The following is an 18898-nucleotide window of genomic DNA, read 5'->3' on the forward strand; positions in this document are numbered from 1 at the left end:
AAAGGTCACTATTTCGCATCGTCTTAAGCTTTGGCGCTGGCGCAACCGACGAAAAAAAACCCGGCACGTAGCCGGGTTCCTCGAAGGTGAATTAGCTCGCGCGCCGTTCGAGCGCCACGCGCGCGTAGGCGAGCGTACCGTCGTTTGCACGAAGCGATACCTGCAACTGCCGCACAGGATCTGCGAGCGCGTAGCGCACGCTCGTCCCCTGCCGCAGGCTGACGATCTGCGAGAAGCCGTCGGCGATCGTGCGATCTACCCACTCCGCACCGGTCAGCACCGCGCAGTCTTCCGCACGAACGCGCGACATCTCAGCCGCTTCGCGAGCGCGAGCGACCTCGCGGGCGACGCGCCTCGCCTCACGTTGGGAAACCGACAACGCCTCCCACTCTGCTTGCTGTGCGGCGTCCATCCCCGCCAGTTGGAAGATGCCCCGGCGCCGAGCCGCAGCTCGAACGCCGATGAGCTTGATCCCGAACACCTCGTGCACCGCTTGCTTGCTCGCGCGGTTCGCATCGTCGGGCCGGTCCAGGATACCGAGGAGATAGGACATGTCGGCCGTCTGCACTGCCTTCGCAAACTCGTTGGCGAAAGTGTGCGTGTGCCTTCCGTGATCGAGAATGGCCAGTTGCGAGTCGAGTTGGAAGCGGCGGGCGCTGATGCTGCCCGAATTCCGCGCCTTCTCGAGTTCCGCTAGCCGGTTGTCACGCGCGCCGTCGGCGAGCGTGCGCCGCAGTACCTCCGCAAACTGGCAGGTCGGTAGGCCGACATCGACGGGCTTCAGGTACGCCTCAGGCAAAGGATGCGCTTCGAGAATGCCCTTCGCGTACAGCAGGTCGTCGACTTCGACTGTCGTTGGCGAGTTCGGCACGAGACCCATCAGCATCGAGAGCAGCGCGGCATTGTCAGAGGTGATCGCCTGGTTCGAATGGCGCATCACCGTTGCGAGCGGCACGAGCTTCGCAAGCGGCAACGCACCACGCAACTCCGGCACCGCGAGAAGCGGCTTGGCCCATTGCAAGTCGGAATCGAACTTCGACAACGAAGCGTAGTCATCGATCACCGCCTGCGGAACGGGCTTGCCCGCCGCGAGCGCGTAGGCGACATGAACCTCGTGCCGACCGTTGCTCTGTCGATTGTCCAGCACTGAGCCGGAGTAGCGAAAGCCGAACCGACGCTCGGACTCGTCCTGCAGCAGCTCGAACAGGTCCAGCCCGCGACGGCCGCTCTTAGCCGCCTCTTCGTTGGCTTGCGCCATCTGGTCCGAGGAGAACAAATACAGCGGCTCGCGCGCCAGATCAAAAGCCAGATAAAGCAGTTGCCAGTGCTCGCGCCGGATTTGCCACGCTTCGAGCGCGGCGAACGACGGTCTGAAGTAGGTCGCGTCGATCTCGTCGATGAGCGACAGGAAGAGGCTTGTCGCCGTTCCGGGCCGACGAACGGTCAGCTTGCCGTTATAGCGAGTAACGGATACGGAGTGGCTGACGAACGTGAGCGCGATCTCTGCCGCGTCGACTGCTGCGACGCTCGCGTCGTCTCGCAGGAAACGGAGCACTTCGAGCATCGTACGGAAGGAATGGGCGGAGCCCGCGAAGGAAAGCTGATACATGGTCGATCGCCTCGGAAAAATTGCGGGCAATCGCTCCCTGTCGGGTCGATGCCCGGCAAGGGTTAAGTGCGCCAAAACGGGCGCGGATACGAGTTGAGAAGCTATTACGCCGCGTCGATTAGACGGGCAATCAGACGAGCGAGCGACCACGCGTGGTCAGTCGAAAACACCTTCGCCCGGAGCAACGGCATGATCGCGTAGGTGCGGTCGAGCGAGTCGCTAAGCTGCGGTCGGCTGATGAAGTCGACATGAATAAGCCAGCCCTCGCTGTTTCCCATGCACACGGAAACGGAGATTCGTTCGTATGACGACGGCTCGGGCCACGGTCTGCTGTGGCGCGCTCCGTACATGGCTTCGTTCGCGTCGTCCTGCAGGTTCGCGTGACAAAGCCACTCGGGTTCGAGCTCCGTTCCGCGCACGATGCGGCACAGATCTTGGAAGACCTGATCGACCGTTTTGCCGTCGGTGTCGAGCCGCGCGACTGACGTGATATCGACTACGCCATCGGCGCTGATACCGTTGGTGACAGGGTCCGACAGCACATCGGCGTTTGCTTGAGACATAACCAGCTCCTGAAATGAAAAACGCGCCCGGAGGCGCGCTAGAAAAAGGAAGTCAAAAAAAAACCGCACCCCAAAGGGTGCGGTCTTGTCTGTGGACTCAGCTTGCGCTGTGTCGAATCATTTGCCCCACTCGCGTTCGCGATCGGCTTTTTGCCCGTTATGCCCGGTCCAGAGGAAGAAACCGGCAATGGAGAGGCCAAGCACTACCGTGAAAATCGTCGCACCCATTTCACTCTCCTTTCATATTGAAATAGCCGCAGTACCATAATACTAACCCAAGCGCTGCAAGTGCGATCGTGTTCACTGCTGTTAGCAGGTCCCACGACGCCGCCGAATGCGCGTAGCCTACTGCGCCGACTATTGAGGCCGCTGAGAGCGTATGCAGTAGACGCCCGTTCTGCTGGCGCTGGTCCTTGGTCGGCGTCTTAATTGCATGAACTATCTGCCGCCATCCGGGGCGTGGGCCCGCTGGAATGGTGACTGCGTATCCGCCGCCGACATTCGTCACCGGCAGGATGTAGCCCATGTACTCAAGTGTGAACGACGGCGAACACTCCGACTCCTCCATCTTGCCGAGTAGCCCGAGTACACGCGGTGCCAGATGAACCTGACCTGTTGTTGGATCGAAAGTCACCCGGTCCATGATCGTGGTGCCGGAGCTGTACTCGATTTTCACCTTCGCCAGCTTCATCGACGACCTCCGCACTTCAGATCGATGCCGCCAGCCAAACGCAGACCGTCCAGCATCGCTCGATAGCCCGCGGGCGTCTCGAGTTGCGTCAGGGCGACGTGGTTCTCGCCACCGCCCGTAAGGTCGGAGCGGCCGCGCCAGGTTCTGAAGCTCAGCTCGACACCTGAACCTCCTCGACGCTCGAGCACGTCGACAAACAAGGTCTCGGTACGCAACGACACCCGTACGGCAGCATTGCCGCGGCGGGTATCGGTGACGATCTCGTGAGCATGCGCCGGAATACGCAAGTCCTGGGCGACTCGTCGCAGAACGCGCGTCGCATGACGTTGCAGAGCCGCTTTCGCGCCGGCATTGGCACTACTGCGGTCCGCATAAAACACTCGGGGAAATTTCATGATTGCCTCATTGCAGACGAGGCAGGTCCCTTGCGGGGAGCCTGCCCCGCAAGGGTTGGCGCGGTTTTCACCGCGCTATCAAGATTGTCGGTCCCGCTAGCGACCGGGCTTTAATGAGTGATCCGGTAGCCGGACCCATTCGAGACGAGAAATACCTGCTGACCAGGAGCGAACTGCTGATCGTCGACCTGCGTGACGACCACCGTCTGACCGTTGGCGCGACGAAGGAAGACTTCGACACCGCTGTGGCGAGACATAACGGCGCTTACGCGCTGAGCCACCAACCCGGAAACCGAGCCGGAAAGCGCGCCGGCGATATAGCGGCCGCTACCGTTGCCGATGACTTGCGAGCCCAGGAACGCACCTGCTGCTGCGCTGAAGATCGAAGCAATGCCCGACGAGCCAGAATTGCTCTCGATGGTGATCGGGCGCACGCGCAGGATGGTTGCCTGCTCGAACTGGCCGATGCTTTGAACGTCGTAGCGCTGGTAGGTATCCGGCGAGCCGAAGTCCGCCGTGGCGCAGCCAGTCAGAGACGAAAGAAGCAACACGGAACAGAAAAACTTGATCATGGATCACCTCGATTGAATGTGAGGCAATCCATTCCCGAAGGGGCTGGTTTGCCCCAAAGGGAAGAGAAACGGGAATTACGCAGCGAAAAGCTACGTGAGTCAGTGGGTGACCGAGGCGATTGCCGTCGAGACGTACACGACGACAACGAGAAACGACAGAATCTTCCAGGCTTCGGCGTCCTGCTTGGCGTACCAGGCGAGGCTGCTGAGAGCGTGTTTGAGCATGGGAAACATGGGCAACTCCCGAAATGTAGGAGCCGCCCTTGATGGGAGGCTCCCATCAAGGAAAGATTTGGACCTGAAGAAACGGCGTCCAGCGAACCGCACTGGACGCGTCATTTACGAAGACCTACGAGGCGGTATGGCTGAGGTGATGCAGTCTGACACGACCGCTTTGCACCAGATGCCGTTCGGCTGGACGGTTGAGCGAATAGTCCCAATCCACCATTGCCGTGCCGTCGCTCCACACCGAATGAATGCGTCCGGTGTAAAGCTGCGGCGGGCTGGCCTCGACGTCCTGACCGACCACACGCTGATTCGCCATGAAACCGTTCTTGCTGGAAACTTTGACGACAGGTGCGAGATTGCGAGACATAGACAACTCCAAAAAAATAGTGGGAGCTGTCTCCCGGAGGGATAGGCTCCCGACGGGACGAAAAAAGGCGACCAACGAGGGTCGCCAGAAGATTGCCGTCATAGACGGCTGGAGAGAAGCTGGTCCTCCAGCACGCTGGAGGGGTAGGTCGATGCGCTAAAGCGCGGGGAATGGAGCCAGTCTACGGAGTCGGCCGAGCCGTGGGCCGCCGAAAGCTCAACGAATCGCTAAGCCTTTCACTCGAACCGGAGCCGGCGACCGCACGCGTTACAACGAGAATGAAAAAAGCCGACAAGATGCGTCGGCCGTAGAACATCCGCAATCGAGGGGAACAGGCGGATGCTGAGAGAGATTTAAGTATATGACTACCGCAAACGTTTGCAAGGAGATTGTCGCCCCGGGAAGCGAGCGATGCAAATTCGTCGGATGGATGGCACATACATTGCGCTAAGTTAACCTTTCTTTCTCACGCAGCAGAAAACCGTGAATAACTTCAAGCGACTGCCTGCATCGACGCCTGCAGCGACGCATAAACGCACGGCTCGGGAAGCCGACTTTGAGATCGCTCATCTCGAGGCCATCGTCAAATGTCTGCCCGCCAGCCCGATGCGGGTACCTGGACTGACGCCCGCCTACTGGCGGAGCCGAGCGACGGCGCTGGATCGTAATTACATGCTGCTTCCGCCGCAGACGGCGCGGATCAACGCACTGCATCGCGCGATCGACGAGTTCGAGGGAGCCACCGCTGAAAGTGCGCCGCTCAGAGAGGAGCGCGCGGCCGCCTAAAGAGCACCCAAACGTCGCACTCACGCGTGAGGAAGTGGCGGTGCTCGCGACCGACGCGGTCGTCGCGATCGGGCTGGAGCCGGCGGCACGCAGCGAAGACAAAAAAAGCGCCTGCTCCATTGCTGACGCAGCGCTTGAAAGTCCGTCGCAAAGCCGAGGGCCGTCGACGAACCTGAGAGAGAGGCCATTCTAGCCATCGACATCGAAGCCGATGCATTGAAAAGGTCGCTAAAAAGCTCGCGATTCGAAAAAAACAGCGCTCCCAACGGACAGGAAGGGAAGAAAAAATGCGGACACGAAGGAGCGCGCCGACAGGAGCGCGAGCTGCGAGTACCGGTGCGACGCTGGGTGCCTATTTCAGGCGAAGAAAAGGCCATCCAGGGATGTGCCCTGGATGGCCTCAGTTTTTATTGTTTTTGTATGGTCTGGTCTCTCAGCACCCTTATGAACGGGTAGGGGCAATATAGACTGACAAAAGGACACAAACTGTTGGATACGTCACGTTTTGGTTCTCTCCACCCGCATCGGCCGGTCGGATGTCGACGAGACCGTCTTTTGTGAGCGGGCTTTTCTTGCTCACCGCGGCTTACCGACTAGGCTATTACTGCGCGTCCCCGTGGCTGTGGGCGCGCGCTGTTGTAGATCACGTCCGTTAGCCCGCTTTCGTTCACCGCGTTGCGGGCTTTTCTTTCGGTAGCTCCTCTTAAAGCCCCGCCTACTTGACTTTGCGCTGTAGCTGCGAAGATGAATCACCTACCCCGATTCTTCTTCGCCCATGCTCCAGACCATCGATCTTTCTTCGCTTCGCGCCCGTTCAAGCGGCGACGTTCCAGCGCGTGCCCGTAACGTCGCACTTGTGCCAGAGGTGTCGGCGCTGCTCGCGAGCGACGCTGTCGTCGCTATCGGCGTGAGCGGCGGCAAGGACAGCGTCGCCTGCGCGCTCGCGGTTGCCCGCCATCTGGACGCCATCGGCCACAGCGGTCCGCGCGTCCTCGTTCATTCCGATCTCGGCCGTGTTGAATGGAAGGACAGCGGTCCGGCGTGCGAGCGTCTTGCCGCCCATCTCGGCTGGGAACTGCTCACGTTGCAACGGCAAGCCGGTGACATGCTCGCCAGATGGGAGAAGCGCTGGTCGAACAATGTCGAGCGCTATCGCGAGTTGTCTTGCGTCCGGTTGATCCTTCCTTGGAGCACGCCGTCGATGCGCTTTTGCACGTCTTACGGTGACCGAGCGAGAGTAAACGACCGCGCTGCACGCTGACACACGGGGACTTGAAGGTTCCGATGCTTGCGAGGAACTGAAGATGGTCAACAACCTTCATTCAACGCGATCGGACGGCGCGATTTGTTGACAGCTTTACGCGGACAGCATGGCGCTGCGGCGCAGGTCCTGGTCACGTCCGCAGGTCTCAGGCGGCCACAAGCGTTCGGTCGGGGTCGCCATCCAATGCGAATCGCCAAGGTCTCGTCCGCCCACGCTCAATGGCTGGTCTTCGGCGAGCAGATCGCAGGTGACATTGCCTCTACGCGGCCAGTAGCTGACCTCCCTTCGCCAGTTGCGGGTAGGACCGCCGTGGCATCAACCTTGCGGTCCTTTTGGGGAAAAACATTCAGGGCGCAAGGGATGAAAGCAACAATTTGGGGACATACACGGCTGCCGGACGGGCATCAAGAGATTCATCGCTTTGCTTTCGAACTACACGACGGAAGCACGGCTCCGCCCGTTCGCGAGTCTATTTCTTTGCGCACCGCTCGTGTTGTCGTCGCACATCTACACGATGGCAACGCATTAATCCAGATGTTCCGAGCCATCGTGAATAGCGAGCCGACGGACTACGATCACTTGGTCGGACAGACCTTTGAGGATGATTTCATCGAAAATGGTCCGAGCGATCGCATCGATGAATCGCGGGAATGGCAAAACGCTGATCGCTGACGCCCTGACATTGACGAAATTCGGACCGCGGGGCGCTTGTCGGCCACGAGCTCCCGGCCAAGGTCGCCATCCACATTGAATCGCCAAGGTCTCGTTCGCCCCCCGCTCAATGGCCGGTTTCCGGCGAGCAAATTGCCGGTGGCACTGCCTCGACCCGGCCAGCAAGCGTCGTTCGTTGGCGCCGCCTATGAGTCGCTTCCATGTCCGTTCCGCCTCAGCGACCGGACCTTTGGTTCAAGCAATACTTGTGGGATCTCCACGGAATAGTGCGCGCCTGTGGTGCATCGCGTGCATTCACAAGGGCAACAATAAGAACCGGCTTTTACCGAAAGGCTGCTCGGGGACGAGTTGACCAGCGTCAGTAATCTACGAAGTAGAGCATATCTCTTACATCGTCGCCTCGTCGATACGAGGCGCCGCTGTTCGAGCGTGCCGTCGCTTGCGGCTCGCTCTCACACGAACAGGCAAGGCGCAGTTCGCGCTATTCAGCGACTTTTAAACCAAGAAACGGTAAGTCGGCGTCTGAACGACGCGTGCGATGCAATACCACAAGGAGATCCAAAGTCTTGGTGGAAACGATTTGTCATATGCTAATGTCAGCGATATGCGCTCTGAGAAAAGCAAATCTGACTTCTTGCTAAAGGCAGGTATTGCAATTTAAGAACCGAAAGAGCTTCGTGCCTCGCCTGACCGATGCGATATTGAGTAAAGGTATGACGAGGAGAAGGAAAATGAGGAACGCTGCTGACACGCTCCAATTGGCTTTCTTGTCTGATTCCACCGTCAAGATACGCCTCGACTCGTTGGATTTCTTCGTGAATGGTCGAAAGGGTCGCTTCCCGGGGACGCGCGCCCGCGACTTTGTCGTTCAGGTCATCCGGCACTGGCCCAACGTCGCGGATTACGGGCAATTGAGCGTCGTGACGTCGATCGGGCTCGACGCGAACTTCGCCAAGCTCGCGTATCACGCGAAGACCGCGCTGGCCGCAGCGGGGCTCAGCGTCGATCTCCTGAGGGCCGTGCGCGGCGAAGGATACGGACTCGTGGAGGGGTGGACCGTTGTTCACGAGTCCGTCAACCCTCTTGAACTCGCGCGAGGCTATCTGGCGGAATTGCGCGTCGCGCTCGACCAAGCACAACAACACGTCACCCGTGCACATCTCGAAACCAACGCAGCGGGACTGATGTACGTCGTGCGCACCCCGACAGTGAGGAATATCGCATCGCGCAACTACACGCTCATCGAGGATGCGGGATGGCAACTCATTTATTTGCTGAGCGAACCGACCACGGATCTCCTGCGAGGTCAGCGTCTCGTCGAACTGAAAATGAAGATCGAATCACTGGCGAGCTACGTCCTGCTGTGGAGACTCGGCGATGGAAATCTGATGAACGCACGCGACTGGCGCTCGGATTTCCTCAACGAAAGCGAGGCGCTGTTTTCGTTGGTGGAAAACATGGTGCATGCGATGCTCGAACGTCGTGAGCCTTGATGCCCGGATCGCGATGCGGGCTCACGGCGCGAGTCCCTCAAGTTCGAGCCCGAGCCCGGCGAGCGTAGTCAGGCGGGGTCCCCAGCGCTCGCTCGAATCTATGTCGTAGGCGTAGAGCGGATCGATGGCGGCAGGCGTATGGATAGACAGATAATGACCGCGTCCGAGTAATTGCTCGTGAAGCGCTTCTCCGGCATCCGGGTCTTCCAGTAGTGTAGCGCGCAGCCGGCTCAGGCAATCACGGCTGTGGCGCCTTGCTGCCTCAGCCACGCGTACATACCCGCGTGACTGGGCGCGATCAAAGCATGGCCGCAGGTAAGCCGCGTAAGCGCGTGCGTAACGCTCCTGCTCGGCCACCGTCCTTCCCGCCTCAAGCAGAAACGCGAGGAACGTGCGTTCCGAGCAGCCATATTGCAGGATGTCGTGATACACCTGGTCGAGCGTCGCCTCGGCTGCGTCGGCCATCCGCAGGCGACGGAACAGATGCCCGAGCGCGACCCGAAATCCCAACGCTTCGTGGTGGAGACCGTGCGACGTATTCTCGAAGAGATTGCGGATGCAGATGCTCATTGCGAGACGCAGGTCGGACTCCTCCTTGGTTGCGCCGAGCGTGGCGATGTACGTATGAGCGACATCCCTGACCAGCGCCGGGCCGCGCTGAGATTCCATGTGCTGATAAATCTCCCGCGCGCCTTGTATATCCCCGCCCAGATAGCGCAATTGAGCCTGCCGCGCACCGACGCGGGTTTCCAAATTCAGTCGCGCGCGTCGGGCGTCGAAGTTCGCCTCACCAACTGGCATCAGGCTTGAGAGAGCGGTCTTAATGGAGTCGAGCCTCGCCTTCGCGGCGTCCAACTCGTTGCGGGCGGCGAGGACGACGATCAGGTCGAGCTCATAGTCGAATCGCTCGAGCGGGCCGGAACCACGTTGCGATGTCAGCTCGATCAGACGCTCAAAGTTCCGCGTGGCTCCGGGAAGGTCGCCGAGGTCGAGTTGTGCATAGCCCACTTCTCGCAGATAGCGTGGCACATGCTCCGGACTGAGCGCCCAATGCGGTTCCCCCAGCCGGTTGTCTTGGCTCATCAACTGAAGCAGCTCTCCCGTCAACTGATAGGCGCCATGCTGCCTCGATAGCTTGCGGTTATGAATCGTGCCGCTCCGGCTGTTCCCGTTCAGCTCCTGCCAGAAGATTTTACCGAAGCAGAAATTGACAACCTCCACCGGATCGCATCCCAACAGCGTGTCATTCGGCGCGGAAGGAAACTCTCCGGTGATGTACGGCTCATCGGGCTCCGACCGATTGCGCGGTGAATTCGAGTTTCCGCACGCACGCATCAGATGACGAATGCTCTCCGCGAGGAATTGCATGCGGGATCGGCCCCAATGCGGCTCGATGGGAAACTCCGCCGTTAGCATCTCCTTGTTGTCCCGCAAGTGGTATAGGCGCCATGCGATCTGATGATGAACGCAAGCGCGTCCAAACGGATCCTGCTTGGCCCACTGGTCCTGGAGGACGGCGCGCAGGGCGAGATCCATCCGGTACAAGGACCGGCGGCCCTGCGATTGGCTGTCTAGTTGCACTAGGTGCGGCACCTTTTCGATGGAGTGCCGAAAGCCCTCGACCGTGGTCCGCGGCGCCATCTTGCCGAGCTGGGCAACTGCATCGTCGCTTAGCCAGTAGAGTGCGGTGCTGCACCATCGGAGCGCCCGCAGGACGGGCTGTCGTTTGCCCGACGGCACCGTCAGGGCTTGAAACCGAGCGTCCTCAAGGTACATGCGGATGTCATCCGGCAGTCGCTCGGGCGGCAGCGCGGCAAGGTGGTTCCAGCCCGCGGTTGGATCGAAATAGCTGAACGTTCGTAGTTCGATGCGAAGAACGCTAGAAGCCGAATGGTGCTCGGCCACATGACCGGCTCCACCTCTGAATTGCAGTACTGGCGCGCTCTTTTGAGTCTGGCGCCAACGTCATCCGCGATCACGTTATTCCTGAACTCGCAGAAACGCCTCCATTGTGACTCGAAAAATTCGCTGCGCTCCTGGCTCGTTCTGCTCCCGAAGGCCAACAGGCTTCCCATGTCGTTGACTACGGTGGTCCGCCCGGACGACAGCTCAACGGGCGGCTTGCCGATGAGGACGACGGGCGCCGGCCCCTCCTTACGCAGACAATCCGACCGCGCCTCGGAAATCAGATCGCACAGCTTGCTGGCGTTGTCGCGGGACTCCGGAGCGAGGCATTCCGCGTGAAGGACAAAAAGTACGCTTCGCATACGCCGCAGCGCCTGTAGGATCTGAAGTCCTGACGCGCGCCCTTCGAGGTTGAGGTGTTCACAAAGCGCATTCATCGCCGCATCGAATACGTCAACCGGTGAATAGGCTTCCTGTGCAAGAACGCCCCGGTTGTCCGCATCTAGGCTGGGCTTGATCAGATAGGTGTTGGTAATCTCGCACTGAGGTAGGGAATTGGCCGCCAGCGTGTGGGCGACGAACGAGGATCCGATTGGCGGTGGATCGGTCCAGCAGATGACGTTGAAGCGGCCATCGGTGATGTGATTGAGAAGGTGGTTGATCGCCCTCTCCTCTCGTGGATGCAGCGCAAGGCGTTTGAAGGGGAGGGTTTGAGCGACGATGAAGCTGCCGTGCGCCCTCGTGGGCCGAGTCGGCTTTGTGCGGCCAAACACCGTTGCGTCCATCACGGCGTCGATTTCCGATTCCGACCGACAATCGAACAGCCCTTCGCAAAGTAGCGCGTTCTCGATGCTTGCGAGGACGTCGCGGTCCTCCAAACGCTGACAGATTCGCTTTGGTGTGCTCGCTTTCGGATTGGTAAGCCTTGAATATTCGTCTGCTTGCAGTGGCCGGTCGGGAATCTTCAGCAGCGTGCAGAACCTCTCGCAGTCGAGTCCGCGAACCTTGCGCCAGTAGAGACGGTAGTTCTTTTGCACATATTTAATGATCCTGTCCGGCGACATCGTCATGCCTCCTGGTGCTTAACGAATCGGAAAGGACGGCGAATCCCCATCGGGGATAATAAGCCCGCGCGCCTGCTGGTCCGATTCTACTTGCCCCAATGAGTGAACGATTTCGTCAGTCATAAAGCGGCCGGCTTTCAATGGCCGCTTTCAACTCACATTTGCCGTGATTTGACAGCTTTGCAATTCACTACTAGGTACTGACTTCATAGCTCACGCGGATTTGCCCGCTTTTCTTTTTCACGGCAGTAACCCTTACCGACGCGAGCGTACCCAAACTTCGTACGTGCGTGCCGCCACAGGCAATGGGGGGATAGTCCCCGATACGAATGCACCGGTCGCGATAGGGATCGCCGTGGAGAGACACTGGCAAATCGCACTGAATGTCTTGTGCGATGCGAGAGTTGACTTCGTCCATTGGAACGTCTGCTGTCTGATCTCCCAAAGAAAACTCGACACGGCCTTCACCCGGCCACTGATGACCGGACACGGCGTGCAGCGAGGGTACGAGGGCTTCCACGACACATGCGATCAGATGCCCCGCCGTGTGGTAGCTCGCATTGAGCATTCGCCACGACCGGTCAATGTCGAGCGCCACGGTCATCCCTTCCTTTAAGCCCGTTACCGAATCCACCAAATGGTCCACCGAATCGGCGTTATGCGAAACGTGCAGGACGCTGCTCGCGCCGATGCGCCCCCTGTCGGCCTTCTGCCCGCCACCCTGCGGATGAAACCATGTCTGGTCAAGGCAAAGCGTCGGACGTTCGCCGGGAATGATGGCGGTGATGATCGCCGTGCCAGAATACGTATGCGGTTCGGCCAAATACAGCTTTCGGGTCATGATCGGTTCTCCTGTCAATGTCTCTGCGGCGAAGCGTCTTCGGCGCTTCGCCTCGATCGGTCTTTGGCTGTCAGCTAAACAGCTCCAGCGGTTGACCGGGCCCCGACGTCTTTATGAACATCGATGCGGTGGCGCGCGGGGTGCGCGATGGCTCGACTTCGTGGATGTGTCGCGCATCGAAGATGATCAACTCGCCCACCTCGGGATTTATCCGGATTGGAGGCGGGAGGTCATCGACACGGAGTCCATAGGAGTCCGTCAGCTTTCTGGCCTCGTAGTCCTCACGGTCCGGCCGACGCTCATAGACGAACAGTGCCCCGCCGTCCTTCTCAGCTGGAACGCGTAGGTAGATGTTCACCGCGAGTTGTACGGGCGAGGCCACTTCCTCGGATAATCCAACCGACTCCGCATCCCACCCGGCATTGTCGATGTGCGGCTCAGCGCCGGCGCTGTTCTGGAACAGCCGCATCAGGCCGGCGAACATCGGCAGTCCCTTCAGGCGTGCAAGCCGAGCGCCAGCGGGCCACAACTCGTCGAGCTGCAGGCGCACCTTGTCGATCGGAGACAGCACGGGACTCACCGCTGCGCGCAATTGTTCGAGCCACACCGGCGCTTGCTCGAGATAGATTTCGAGGTTGCGCTGCGACACGACCGCCTCAAACAACGCCATTCCCACTCGACCGATGTCAGGCGCGTTTTCATAAACGCCTAGCAATGGCGAGGCGATGAGTGCGTCGGCCGCCCGGTCGCACGCGTGCTCGTCATAGAAGCCCTTGAAGCGACCAATCTGGAATTCGCCCGTGCTCAGTAGCCTCAGCGCTTCGGTGGAGAGCTTGCCGGAAGTGTCAGTGAAAATCTTCATGGTCCTATTCCTCATCCGTTAGGATCAGACGTGATCCCATGACTTCAGAATAGGGGGGACGGCCCTCTCGTAGATTCCGAGTCGCTCCCTTCGAATATTCCAATCTTGGAATCGACAGAAGACAACCCGGTTTAAAGCGTAGCGCACCGCGATGCAACCTAAACTGCTGTTTGCGGCGTCGAACGTAATTCTCAGGGCTCTGCACCACTCCGGAGAATGACCGGTTGTACAACCGCAGCGACATGTTGCGGGCAGCGCGCTCTTGCCAATATGCGGCCCAGCGCTTGGTTGGAATGACCGTTGTCTCAAATCGAGCCGCCGTTGAACTGGCGAACCTCCGAACGACGGTAGTGGGTCGGGAGTGCGCACTGCCGATTGGCCGCTTCGGGGCCGCAGAAATCAGTGACCGCTTCCGAGCAATTAGTTCGGGCACCCGAATGACGAGGCCCGACCCGGAGCGGCCCTTCACATTGCCCAATTGCGGTCGTTCAACAGGTGTGGTTTCCGGCACATTGTCGACGCGGGGTGCACGATGAAGCGTGAAGTGGCCCGAGGGGCTTGACCTTGAAGTTAGCTTAAAGCTTATGCTCGGCGGTGATGCCATTTCACCTTCGAGGCAAGAGCATGAAAAGCACTTCCGTGGCTCCCTCCGTCGACACCTCCCTGCCGGCCGAAACTGTTGTGATCAAGATCGGTAAGCACGATGTCCCCGTTGTAAAAGGCGGCCTGTACGACCGCTTCCGCTCCAGGCCGCCGCTCTCCGTTATCGCCGCCGAGTCGCCGGCCGCCGACCTGAGCTGGTTCAAGGGGATCACCAAGGAAAAGGTCGACATCGGCTTTGAAAGCTGGTCGCCGAACTTCTATTACGAAAACAGCCGTGTAACGGCCATCTTCACCGCCGATCTCGCACGGCTGCGGGAATTGATAGCGCCCAAGGTGCGGGAGCAGGTGCAGCCGCTGCAAGTGTGGCCGGGCAGAGGCGTTGTCGCGCTGACCGCTTACGCTTACCACTACTGCGACAACGACAGCTACAACGAGATCGGCCTATCCGTCGTCACCAACAAACCTGGTTCGTCGAACTGGGGGCCGTTCTCCTTGATGGGCCAGTCGTTTTCCGACGATTTCTGGGGCTATGTGCTGAAGCTGCCCGTCGATACCGAACTGGCGCGGGTGCGCGGTGTGGTTGGCTACAACCTGCCCAAGTGGCTCACGCGCATCGACTACAGCGAGGGCGATAACAACGTTGTCGTCACGATCTATGACAGCCAAACCCAGGCGCTCGACGTCACGCTTCAGACGCGCAAGCTCGACGTTTCTTCCAGCAAGGAAACACTGGTGACCAACAGCTTCACGAACGTCGACCCGCGAGGGCGGTTGACCACCGGCTACACCACCTCCCGCCAGTTGCGCCATGCCAGCACGTCCAGCGCGGACGCCGTGAAGCTGATGCTGACGGACGGCAGCCTCTCGCGCTTCATCGCGTCGCTGAAGCTGGGAAAGATGCTCAAATACGAGTACGTGCCCGACTTCCAGGCGGCGCTGTACGCACCCAGCCTGCTCAAATCCGACGCTAGGCGTTGACAGCAGTCGTCCAGAAACCGGGAGAGACCATTTGACTGAAGACAACGCTCGCATGGCCGACCTGCTGAGCCGGCAGCGCAACGCATTCCTCCACGATGGGCCGCCGGACCTTGCGGTGCGTAAGGCCCGGCTCGCCCGGCTGCGTGCTGCCGTGCTGGCGCACCGCGAAGCAATCAAGGACGCGGTCAGCGCCGATTTCGGCAACCGTTCGCGCCATGAGACCGACATCATGGAGCTGTCTTGCGTCATCCAGGCCATCGACTATCTCTCTAGCCACTTGCGCCACTTCATGAAGCGCGAGCGCCGCCACGTGAATTTCTTCTACCGCACGGCGCGCGCCTGGGTCGAATACCAGCCGCTGGGCGTCGTGGGCGTGATGGCGCCGTGGAACTACCCCGTCTCCCTCACGCTGGTGCCGCTGGCCACCGCGTTGGCCGCTGGCAACCGCGCCATGCTCAAGCCTTCGGAGCTGACCCCGCGCACCAGCGAGGCGCTCAGGCATATGCTGGCCGGGGCTTTCGCGGAAGATGAGGTGGCCGTGGTGCTGGGCGGCCCAGAGGTTGGTGCCGCGTTTAGTGCACTGCCATTTGACCACCTGCTGTTCACGGGCAGCACGCAGGTCGGTCGCAAGGTAATGCACGCTGCCAGTGACAATCTGGTACCCGTGACCCTGGAGCTGGGTGGCAAGAGTCCCGCCATCGTGGCGCGTGGCCACGTCAACGACCGCACCGTGCAAAGCCTGGCGTACGGCAAGTTATCCAACGCCGGCCAGACCTGCGTGGCGCCGGATTTCGCCCTGGTGCACAAGGAAGACCTGGAAGCTTTTATCGCCCAGTACACCGCCACGGTTCATCGCTTTTACCCGGCTGGCCCCGCTAGCCGCGACTACACGACCATCGTCAGCGATCGCCACTACGACAGGCTGCACGGGCTGGTCGACGACGCGCGCCGCAGTGGCGCCCGCGTGATCGAGGTGGGAGAACGCCCTGCCCACATGCCCGGGCGCGAGCGCACCCTGGTGCCGACGCTCGTCGTCAATGCGGGCGATGAAATGCCCCTCATGCAGGAGGAGATCTTCGGCCCCATCCTGCCGGTGCTTACCTACGGCACCATCGACGAGGCCATCACCTATGTGAACGCGCGACCCCGCCCGCTTGCGCTCTACTACTTCGGCGCCGAGGACCGCGACTGCGCCAGGCTTCTGGCGCACACCACGTCCGGCAACGTCGGCATCAACAACACCTTGATTCACGTGGCGCAGGATGATCTGCCCTTTGGCGGCGTCGGCCCGAGCGGCATGGGGGCCTATCATGGCATCGAGGGTTTCCGTGCGATGAGCCACGCCAAGGGCGTCTTTGTGCAGGGCCGCTGGAACTTCCCCGGTCTGCTGCATGCGCCCTTCGGCAGGCTCGCCGACATGGCCATCTCGCTCACGTTGGGAAAAAACAAGGCGTCATCGCCATGAAGATCGGAGAACTCGCGCTACGCACGAGCCTCGCGCCGTCGCGTATCCGCTTTTACGAGCGCATTGGCCTGCTGAAGGTCGTGGAGCGGCAGGCCAATGGCTACCGCAGCTATCCCGAAGATGCGGTGCTCGTGCTCCAGTTGATTACGACCGCGCAGAAAGCAGGCTTCCGTCTGGATGAGCTACGTGCGCTACTGCCTGACGAGCTGGCCGCCTGGAAACATGGCGACCTGATCGGCACCCTGCGCCGCAAGGTGCAGGACATCGAGGTATTGCAAGTGCAGCTTGCCGAGAACAAAGCGCACCTGCTCGCGCTGCTGGCCCAGATTGACGCCAAACCTGCCGACATGGATTGCGCCGCGAATGCGAGGCGCGTGCTGTCAGAAATGCAATTGAGCGCAGACAGAGGCAGCCGGCGAACTCCGGTCTGAGCTGCCCAGCCTCGGGCAGGCCATGACGGTTCCCCCGTCAGACCGCGGTCCATCTTCTGAACAGGAGCGATGCAATGAGCAAGCAAAGCGGTAGTCCCGAGCGCGTGCGCTGGATGATCTATGGCGCGAACGGCTACACCGGCGAGCTAATCGCCCGCGAAGCGGCACGGCGGGGGCTCAAGCCCGTACTGGCAGGGCGCAGGCGCGAAAGCGTCGAGGAACTGGCGCGCACGCTTGGGCTGGAGGCACGTCCGTTCGGCCTCGATGACGAGGCGGCGCTGACTGGGCAAATCCAGGGCCATGCGCTAGTGCTGAACTGCGCCGGCCCGTTCTCGGCCACCGCAGCCCCGATCATGGAAGCCTGCCTGCGCGCAGGCGCTCATTATCTGGACATCACCGGCGAGATCGCCGTATTCGAGCGCGCGCAGTCGGTCGATGCCCGCGCACGGGACGCCGGTGTGGTGCTGTGCCCTGGCGTGGGCTTCGACGTTATCCCAACCGACTGCGTGGCCGCAGCACTCAAAGCGGCGCTGCCAGATGCCACGCATCTCGCGCTGGGCTTTGACTCACGTTCGGGCTTTTCGCCCGGGACCGCCAAGACCTCGGTCGAGGGACTGGCCCAAGGCGGCAAGGTGCGCCGCGACGGGAAGATCGTGACCGTGCCGCTGGCCTACGAGGTGCGCCGCATCGACTTCGGCGATGGAGAGAAAGAGGCGATGACCATCCCCTGGGGCGACGTATCGACCGCCTGGCACACCACCGGCATTCCGAACATCGAGGTGTTCATCCCCGGCTCGCCCCGCATGATCGCCAACGCCAGGCGCGCCAACTATATCCGCCCATTGCTGGGGCTACTTTGGGTGCAAAAGCTGATCAAGGCGCGCATTGCCAAGACTGTGAAGGGCCCCAGCGAGGAAAAGCGTGCAAAGATGCCCACCTTCGTCTGGGGGGAAGTCACCAATGCACGTGGAGAGAAAAAGACAGCACGCATCCGCACTGCCAACGGCTATAGCCTGACCATCACCGGCTCGCTGGCCGTGGTCGAACACCTGATGGCGGCCCGCCCCGCGGGCGGCGCCTACACACCAGCCAGACTGGTGGGCGCGGATCTGGTCAAGCGCCTTCCGGGGTCGGGGCTGCTGCAGGTGGTCTAGTCTCAACGGTCAAATCGGCCCATCAACCAGGCGCCGGTAACCACCTTTCCGGATGTCCACCGGGAGGCTATGCGCGGATGAACGCAAGCAGGTCGGCGTTGATCACGTCCGCATTGGTCGTATGCATGCCGTGCGGGTAGCCGGGATAGATCTTGAGTGTGTTGTGGGCGAGCAGCTTGTCCTGAAGAAGCGCAGCGTTCTTGTAGGGTACAACCTGATCGTCGTCGCCCTGCATAACCAGCGTTGGCACCGAGATCGCTTTCAGATCCTCGGTCTGGTCGGTCTCCGAGAAAGCCTTGATGCCTTCGTAGTGGGCCTTTGCACTGCCCATCATGCCCTGACGCCACCAATTCTGGATGATGCCCTGCGAAACCTTCGCACCGGCCCTGTTGAAGCCATAGAATGGCCCCGTCGGAACATCGAGATAGAACTGCGAACGGTTGGCGGCAAGCGCCGCGCGGAATTCATCGAATACCTCAACCGGTGTGCCGCCGGGGTTGCTATCCGTCCTGACCATCAGTGGCGGTACCGAGCTGACCAACACCGCCTTCGCCACACGTCCCTGAGGCTGGCCATACTTCGCGACGTAACGCGCGACCTGGCCACCCCCGGTTGAGTGGCCGATGTGAACGGCATTCTTAAGGTCCAGGTGCTCCACAACCGCCGAGGCATCCGCCGCGTAGTGGTCCATGTCGTGCCCCTCGCTGACCTGGGACGACCGGCCGTGGCCACGGCGATCGTGCGCCACGACTCTGAAACCTTGGGAGAGGAAGAACAGCATCTGCACGTCCCAGTCATCCGCGCTTAGAGGCCAGCCATGATGAAACACCAGCGGCTGCGCATCCTTCGGGCCCCAGTCCTTGTAGAAGATCTGAACCCCATCCTGGGTCGTAACATAGGTCATGGCTTCGACTCCTTGCTTAGTGGCTGCAGATTGAAGTGAGGATCGGGCGGC

At 60.7% G+C, this 18898-nt stretch carries 19 protein-coding genes; 8 read left to right on the forward strand and 11 right to left on the reverse strand.

Going from position 1 to position 18898, the window contains the following annotated elements; all coding sequences use genetic code 11:
• Positions 1-91 precede the first annotated feature (91 nt).
• The 7 genes from NK8_RS37115 to NK8_RS37140 all read right to left on the reverse strand — a co-directional run bounded on the left by NK8_RS37115 (position 92) and on the right by NK8_RS37140 (position 4425).
• Entirely contained in the window at positions 92-1609 is a 1518-nt protein-coding gene (locus tag NK8_RS37115) for a hypothetical protein (RefSeq protein WP_213233580.1), read from the reverse strand.
• A gap of 104 nt (positions 1610-1713) precedes the next feature.
• Positions 1714-2172: a hypothetical protein gene (locus NK8_RS37120; RefSeq protein ID WP_213233581.1), complete on the reverse strand. Its 459-nt coding sequence runs from the start codon at positions 2170-2172 to the stop codon at positions 1714-1716.
• Between the two features lie 229 nt (positions 2173-2401).
• The gene (locus tag NK8_RS37125) at positions 2402-2863 is read right to left on the reverse strand and encodes a hypothetical protein (RefSeq protein WP_213233582.1); all 462 of its coding nucleotides are present in this window, start codon (positions 2861-2863) and stop codon (positions 2402-2404) included.
• Positions 2860-3258 (reverse strand): hypothetical protein, encoded by a 399-nt coding sequence (locus NK8_RS37130; RefSeq protein WP_213233583.1) that lies wholly within the window; start codon positions 3256-3258, stop codon positions 2860-2862. The genes NK8_RS37125 and NK8_RS37130 overlap by 4 nt, the downstream gene beginning before the upstream one ends.
• Before the next feature lie 110 nt (positions 3259-3368).
• Positions 3369-3830 carry a hypothetical protein gene (locus tag NK8_RS37135; protein WP_213233584.1) on the reverse strand — a complete coding sequence of 154 codons (462 nt, stop codon included), beginning with the start codon at positions 3828-3830 and terminating at the stop codon, positions 3369-3371.
• Positions 3831-3929: 99 nt separating this feature from the next.
• Positions 3930-4064, reverse strand: a complete 135-nt coding sequence (locus NK8_RS43510) for a hypothetical protein (protein WP_301549918.1) — start codon at positions 4062-4064, stop codon at positions 3930-3932.
• A gap of 115 nt (positions 4065-4179) precedes the next feature.
• Positions 4180-4425, reverse strand: a complete 246-nt coding sequence (locus NK8_RS37140; RefSeq protein ID WP_213233585.1) for a hypothetical protein — start codon at positions 4423-4425, stop codon at positions 4180-4182.
• A 483-nt stretch (positions 4426-4908) separates the two neighbouring features.
• On the opposite strand from NK8_RS37140, the gene NK8_RS37145 reads away from it, so the two are divergent.
• The 4 genes from NK8_RS37145 (at position 4909) to NK8_RS37160 (ending at position 8640) form a co-directional block, all read left to right on the forward strand.
• On the forward strand, positions 4909-5211 hold the full coding sequence (locus NK8_RS37145; protein ID WP_213233586.1) for a hypothetical protein: 303 nt from the start codon (positions 4909-4911) through the stop codon (positions 5209-5211).
• A gap of 775 nt (positions 5212-5986) precedes the next feature.
• Complete coding sequence (locus NK8_RS37150; protein WP_367657829.1) at positions 5987-6472, forward strand: hypothetical protein; 486 nt, start codon at positions 5987-5989, stop codon at positions 6470-6472.
• Between the two features lie 363 nt (positions 6473-6835).
• A complete protein-coding gene (locus NK8_RS37155) occupies positions 6836-7147 on the forward strand; it encodes a hypothetical protein (RefSeq protein ID WP_213233587.1) in 312 nt (103 codons plus the stop codon).
• Between the two features lie 677 nt (positions 7148-7824).
• Entirely contained in the window at positions 7825-8640 is an 816-nt protein-coding gene (locus NK8_RS37160) for a hypothetical protein (RefSeq protein WP_213233588.1), read from the forward strand.
• Positions 8641-8661: 21 nt separating this feature from the next.
• Here the strand turns inward: NK8_RS37160 and NK8_RS37165 are convergent, their stop codons facing one another.
• From NK8_RS37165 to NK8_RS37175, 3 genes are all read right to left on the reverse strand, one after another.
• On the reverse strand, positions 8662-10545 hold the full coding sequence (locus tag NK8_RS37165) for a hypothetical protein (RefSeq protein ID WP_213233589.1): 1884 nt from the start codon (positions 10543-10545) through the stop codon (positions 8662-8664).
• 1257 nt (positions 10546-11802) lie between these two features.
• Positions 11803-12450 (reverse strand): alanyl-tRNA editing protein, encoded by a 648-nt coding sequence (locus tag NK8_RS37170; protein ID WP_213233590.1) that lies wholly within the window; start codon positions 12448-12450, stop codon positions 11803-11805.
• Between the two features lie 70 nt (positions 12451-12520).
• A complete protein-coding gene (locus NK8_RS37175; protein WP_213233591.1) occupies positions 12521-13312 on the reverse strand; it encodes a 2OG-Fe(II) oxygenase in 792 nt (263 codons plus the stop codon).
• A gap of 624 nt (positions 13313-13936) precedes the next feature.
• On the opposite strand from NK8_RS37175, the gene NK8_RS37180 reads away from it, so the two are divergent.
• The 4 genes from NK8_RS37180 to NK8_RS37195 all read left to right on the forward strand — a co-directional run bounded on the left by NK8_RS37180 (position 13937) and on the right by NK8_RS37195 (position 17943).
• On the forward strand, positions 13937-14893 hold the full coding sequence (locus NK8_RS37180) for an acetoacetate decarboxylase (ADC) (protein WP_225936573.1): 957 nt from the start codon (positions 13937-13939) through the stop codon (positions 14891-14893).
• Positions 14894-14945: 52 nt separating this feature from the next.
• Entirely contained in the window at positions 14946-16358 is a 1413-nt protein-coding gene (locus NK8_RS37185) for a coniferyl aldehyde dehydrogenase (RefSeq protein WP_213233592.1), read from the forward strand.
• The gene (locus NK8_RS37190; protein WP_213233593.1) at positions 16355-16789 is read left to right on the forward strand and encodes a MerR family transcriptional regulator; all 435 of its coding nucleotides are present in this window, start codon (positions 16355-16357) and stop codon (positions 16787-16789) included. Before NK8_RS37185 ends, NK8_RS37190 begins: the two co-directional genes overlap by 4 nt.
• Positions 16790-16863: 74 nt before the next feature.
• Positions 16864-17943, forward strand: coding sequence for a trans-acting enoyl reductase family protein (locus NK8_RS37195; RefSeq protein WP_213233594.1), 1080 nt, complete (start codon positions 16864-16866; stop codon positions 17941-17943).
• 67 nt (positions 17944-18010) lie between these two features.
• Here NK8_RS37195 and NK8_RS37200 read toward each other — a convergent pair whose 3' ends face one another.
• Positions 18011-18847, reverse strand: coding sequence for an alpha/beta fold hydrolase (locus tag NK8_RS37200; RefSeq protein ID WP_213233595.1), 837 nt, complete (start codon positions 18845-18847; stop codon positions 18011-18013).
• Between the last annotated feature and the right edge of the window lie 51 nt (positions 18848-18898).

The sequence above is a fragment of the Caballeronia sp. NK8 genome, assembly GCF_018408855.1.
Classification (GTDB): domain Bacteria; phylum Pseudomonadota; class Gammaproteobacteria; order Burkholderiales; family Burkholderiaceae; genus Caballeronia.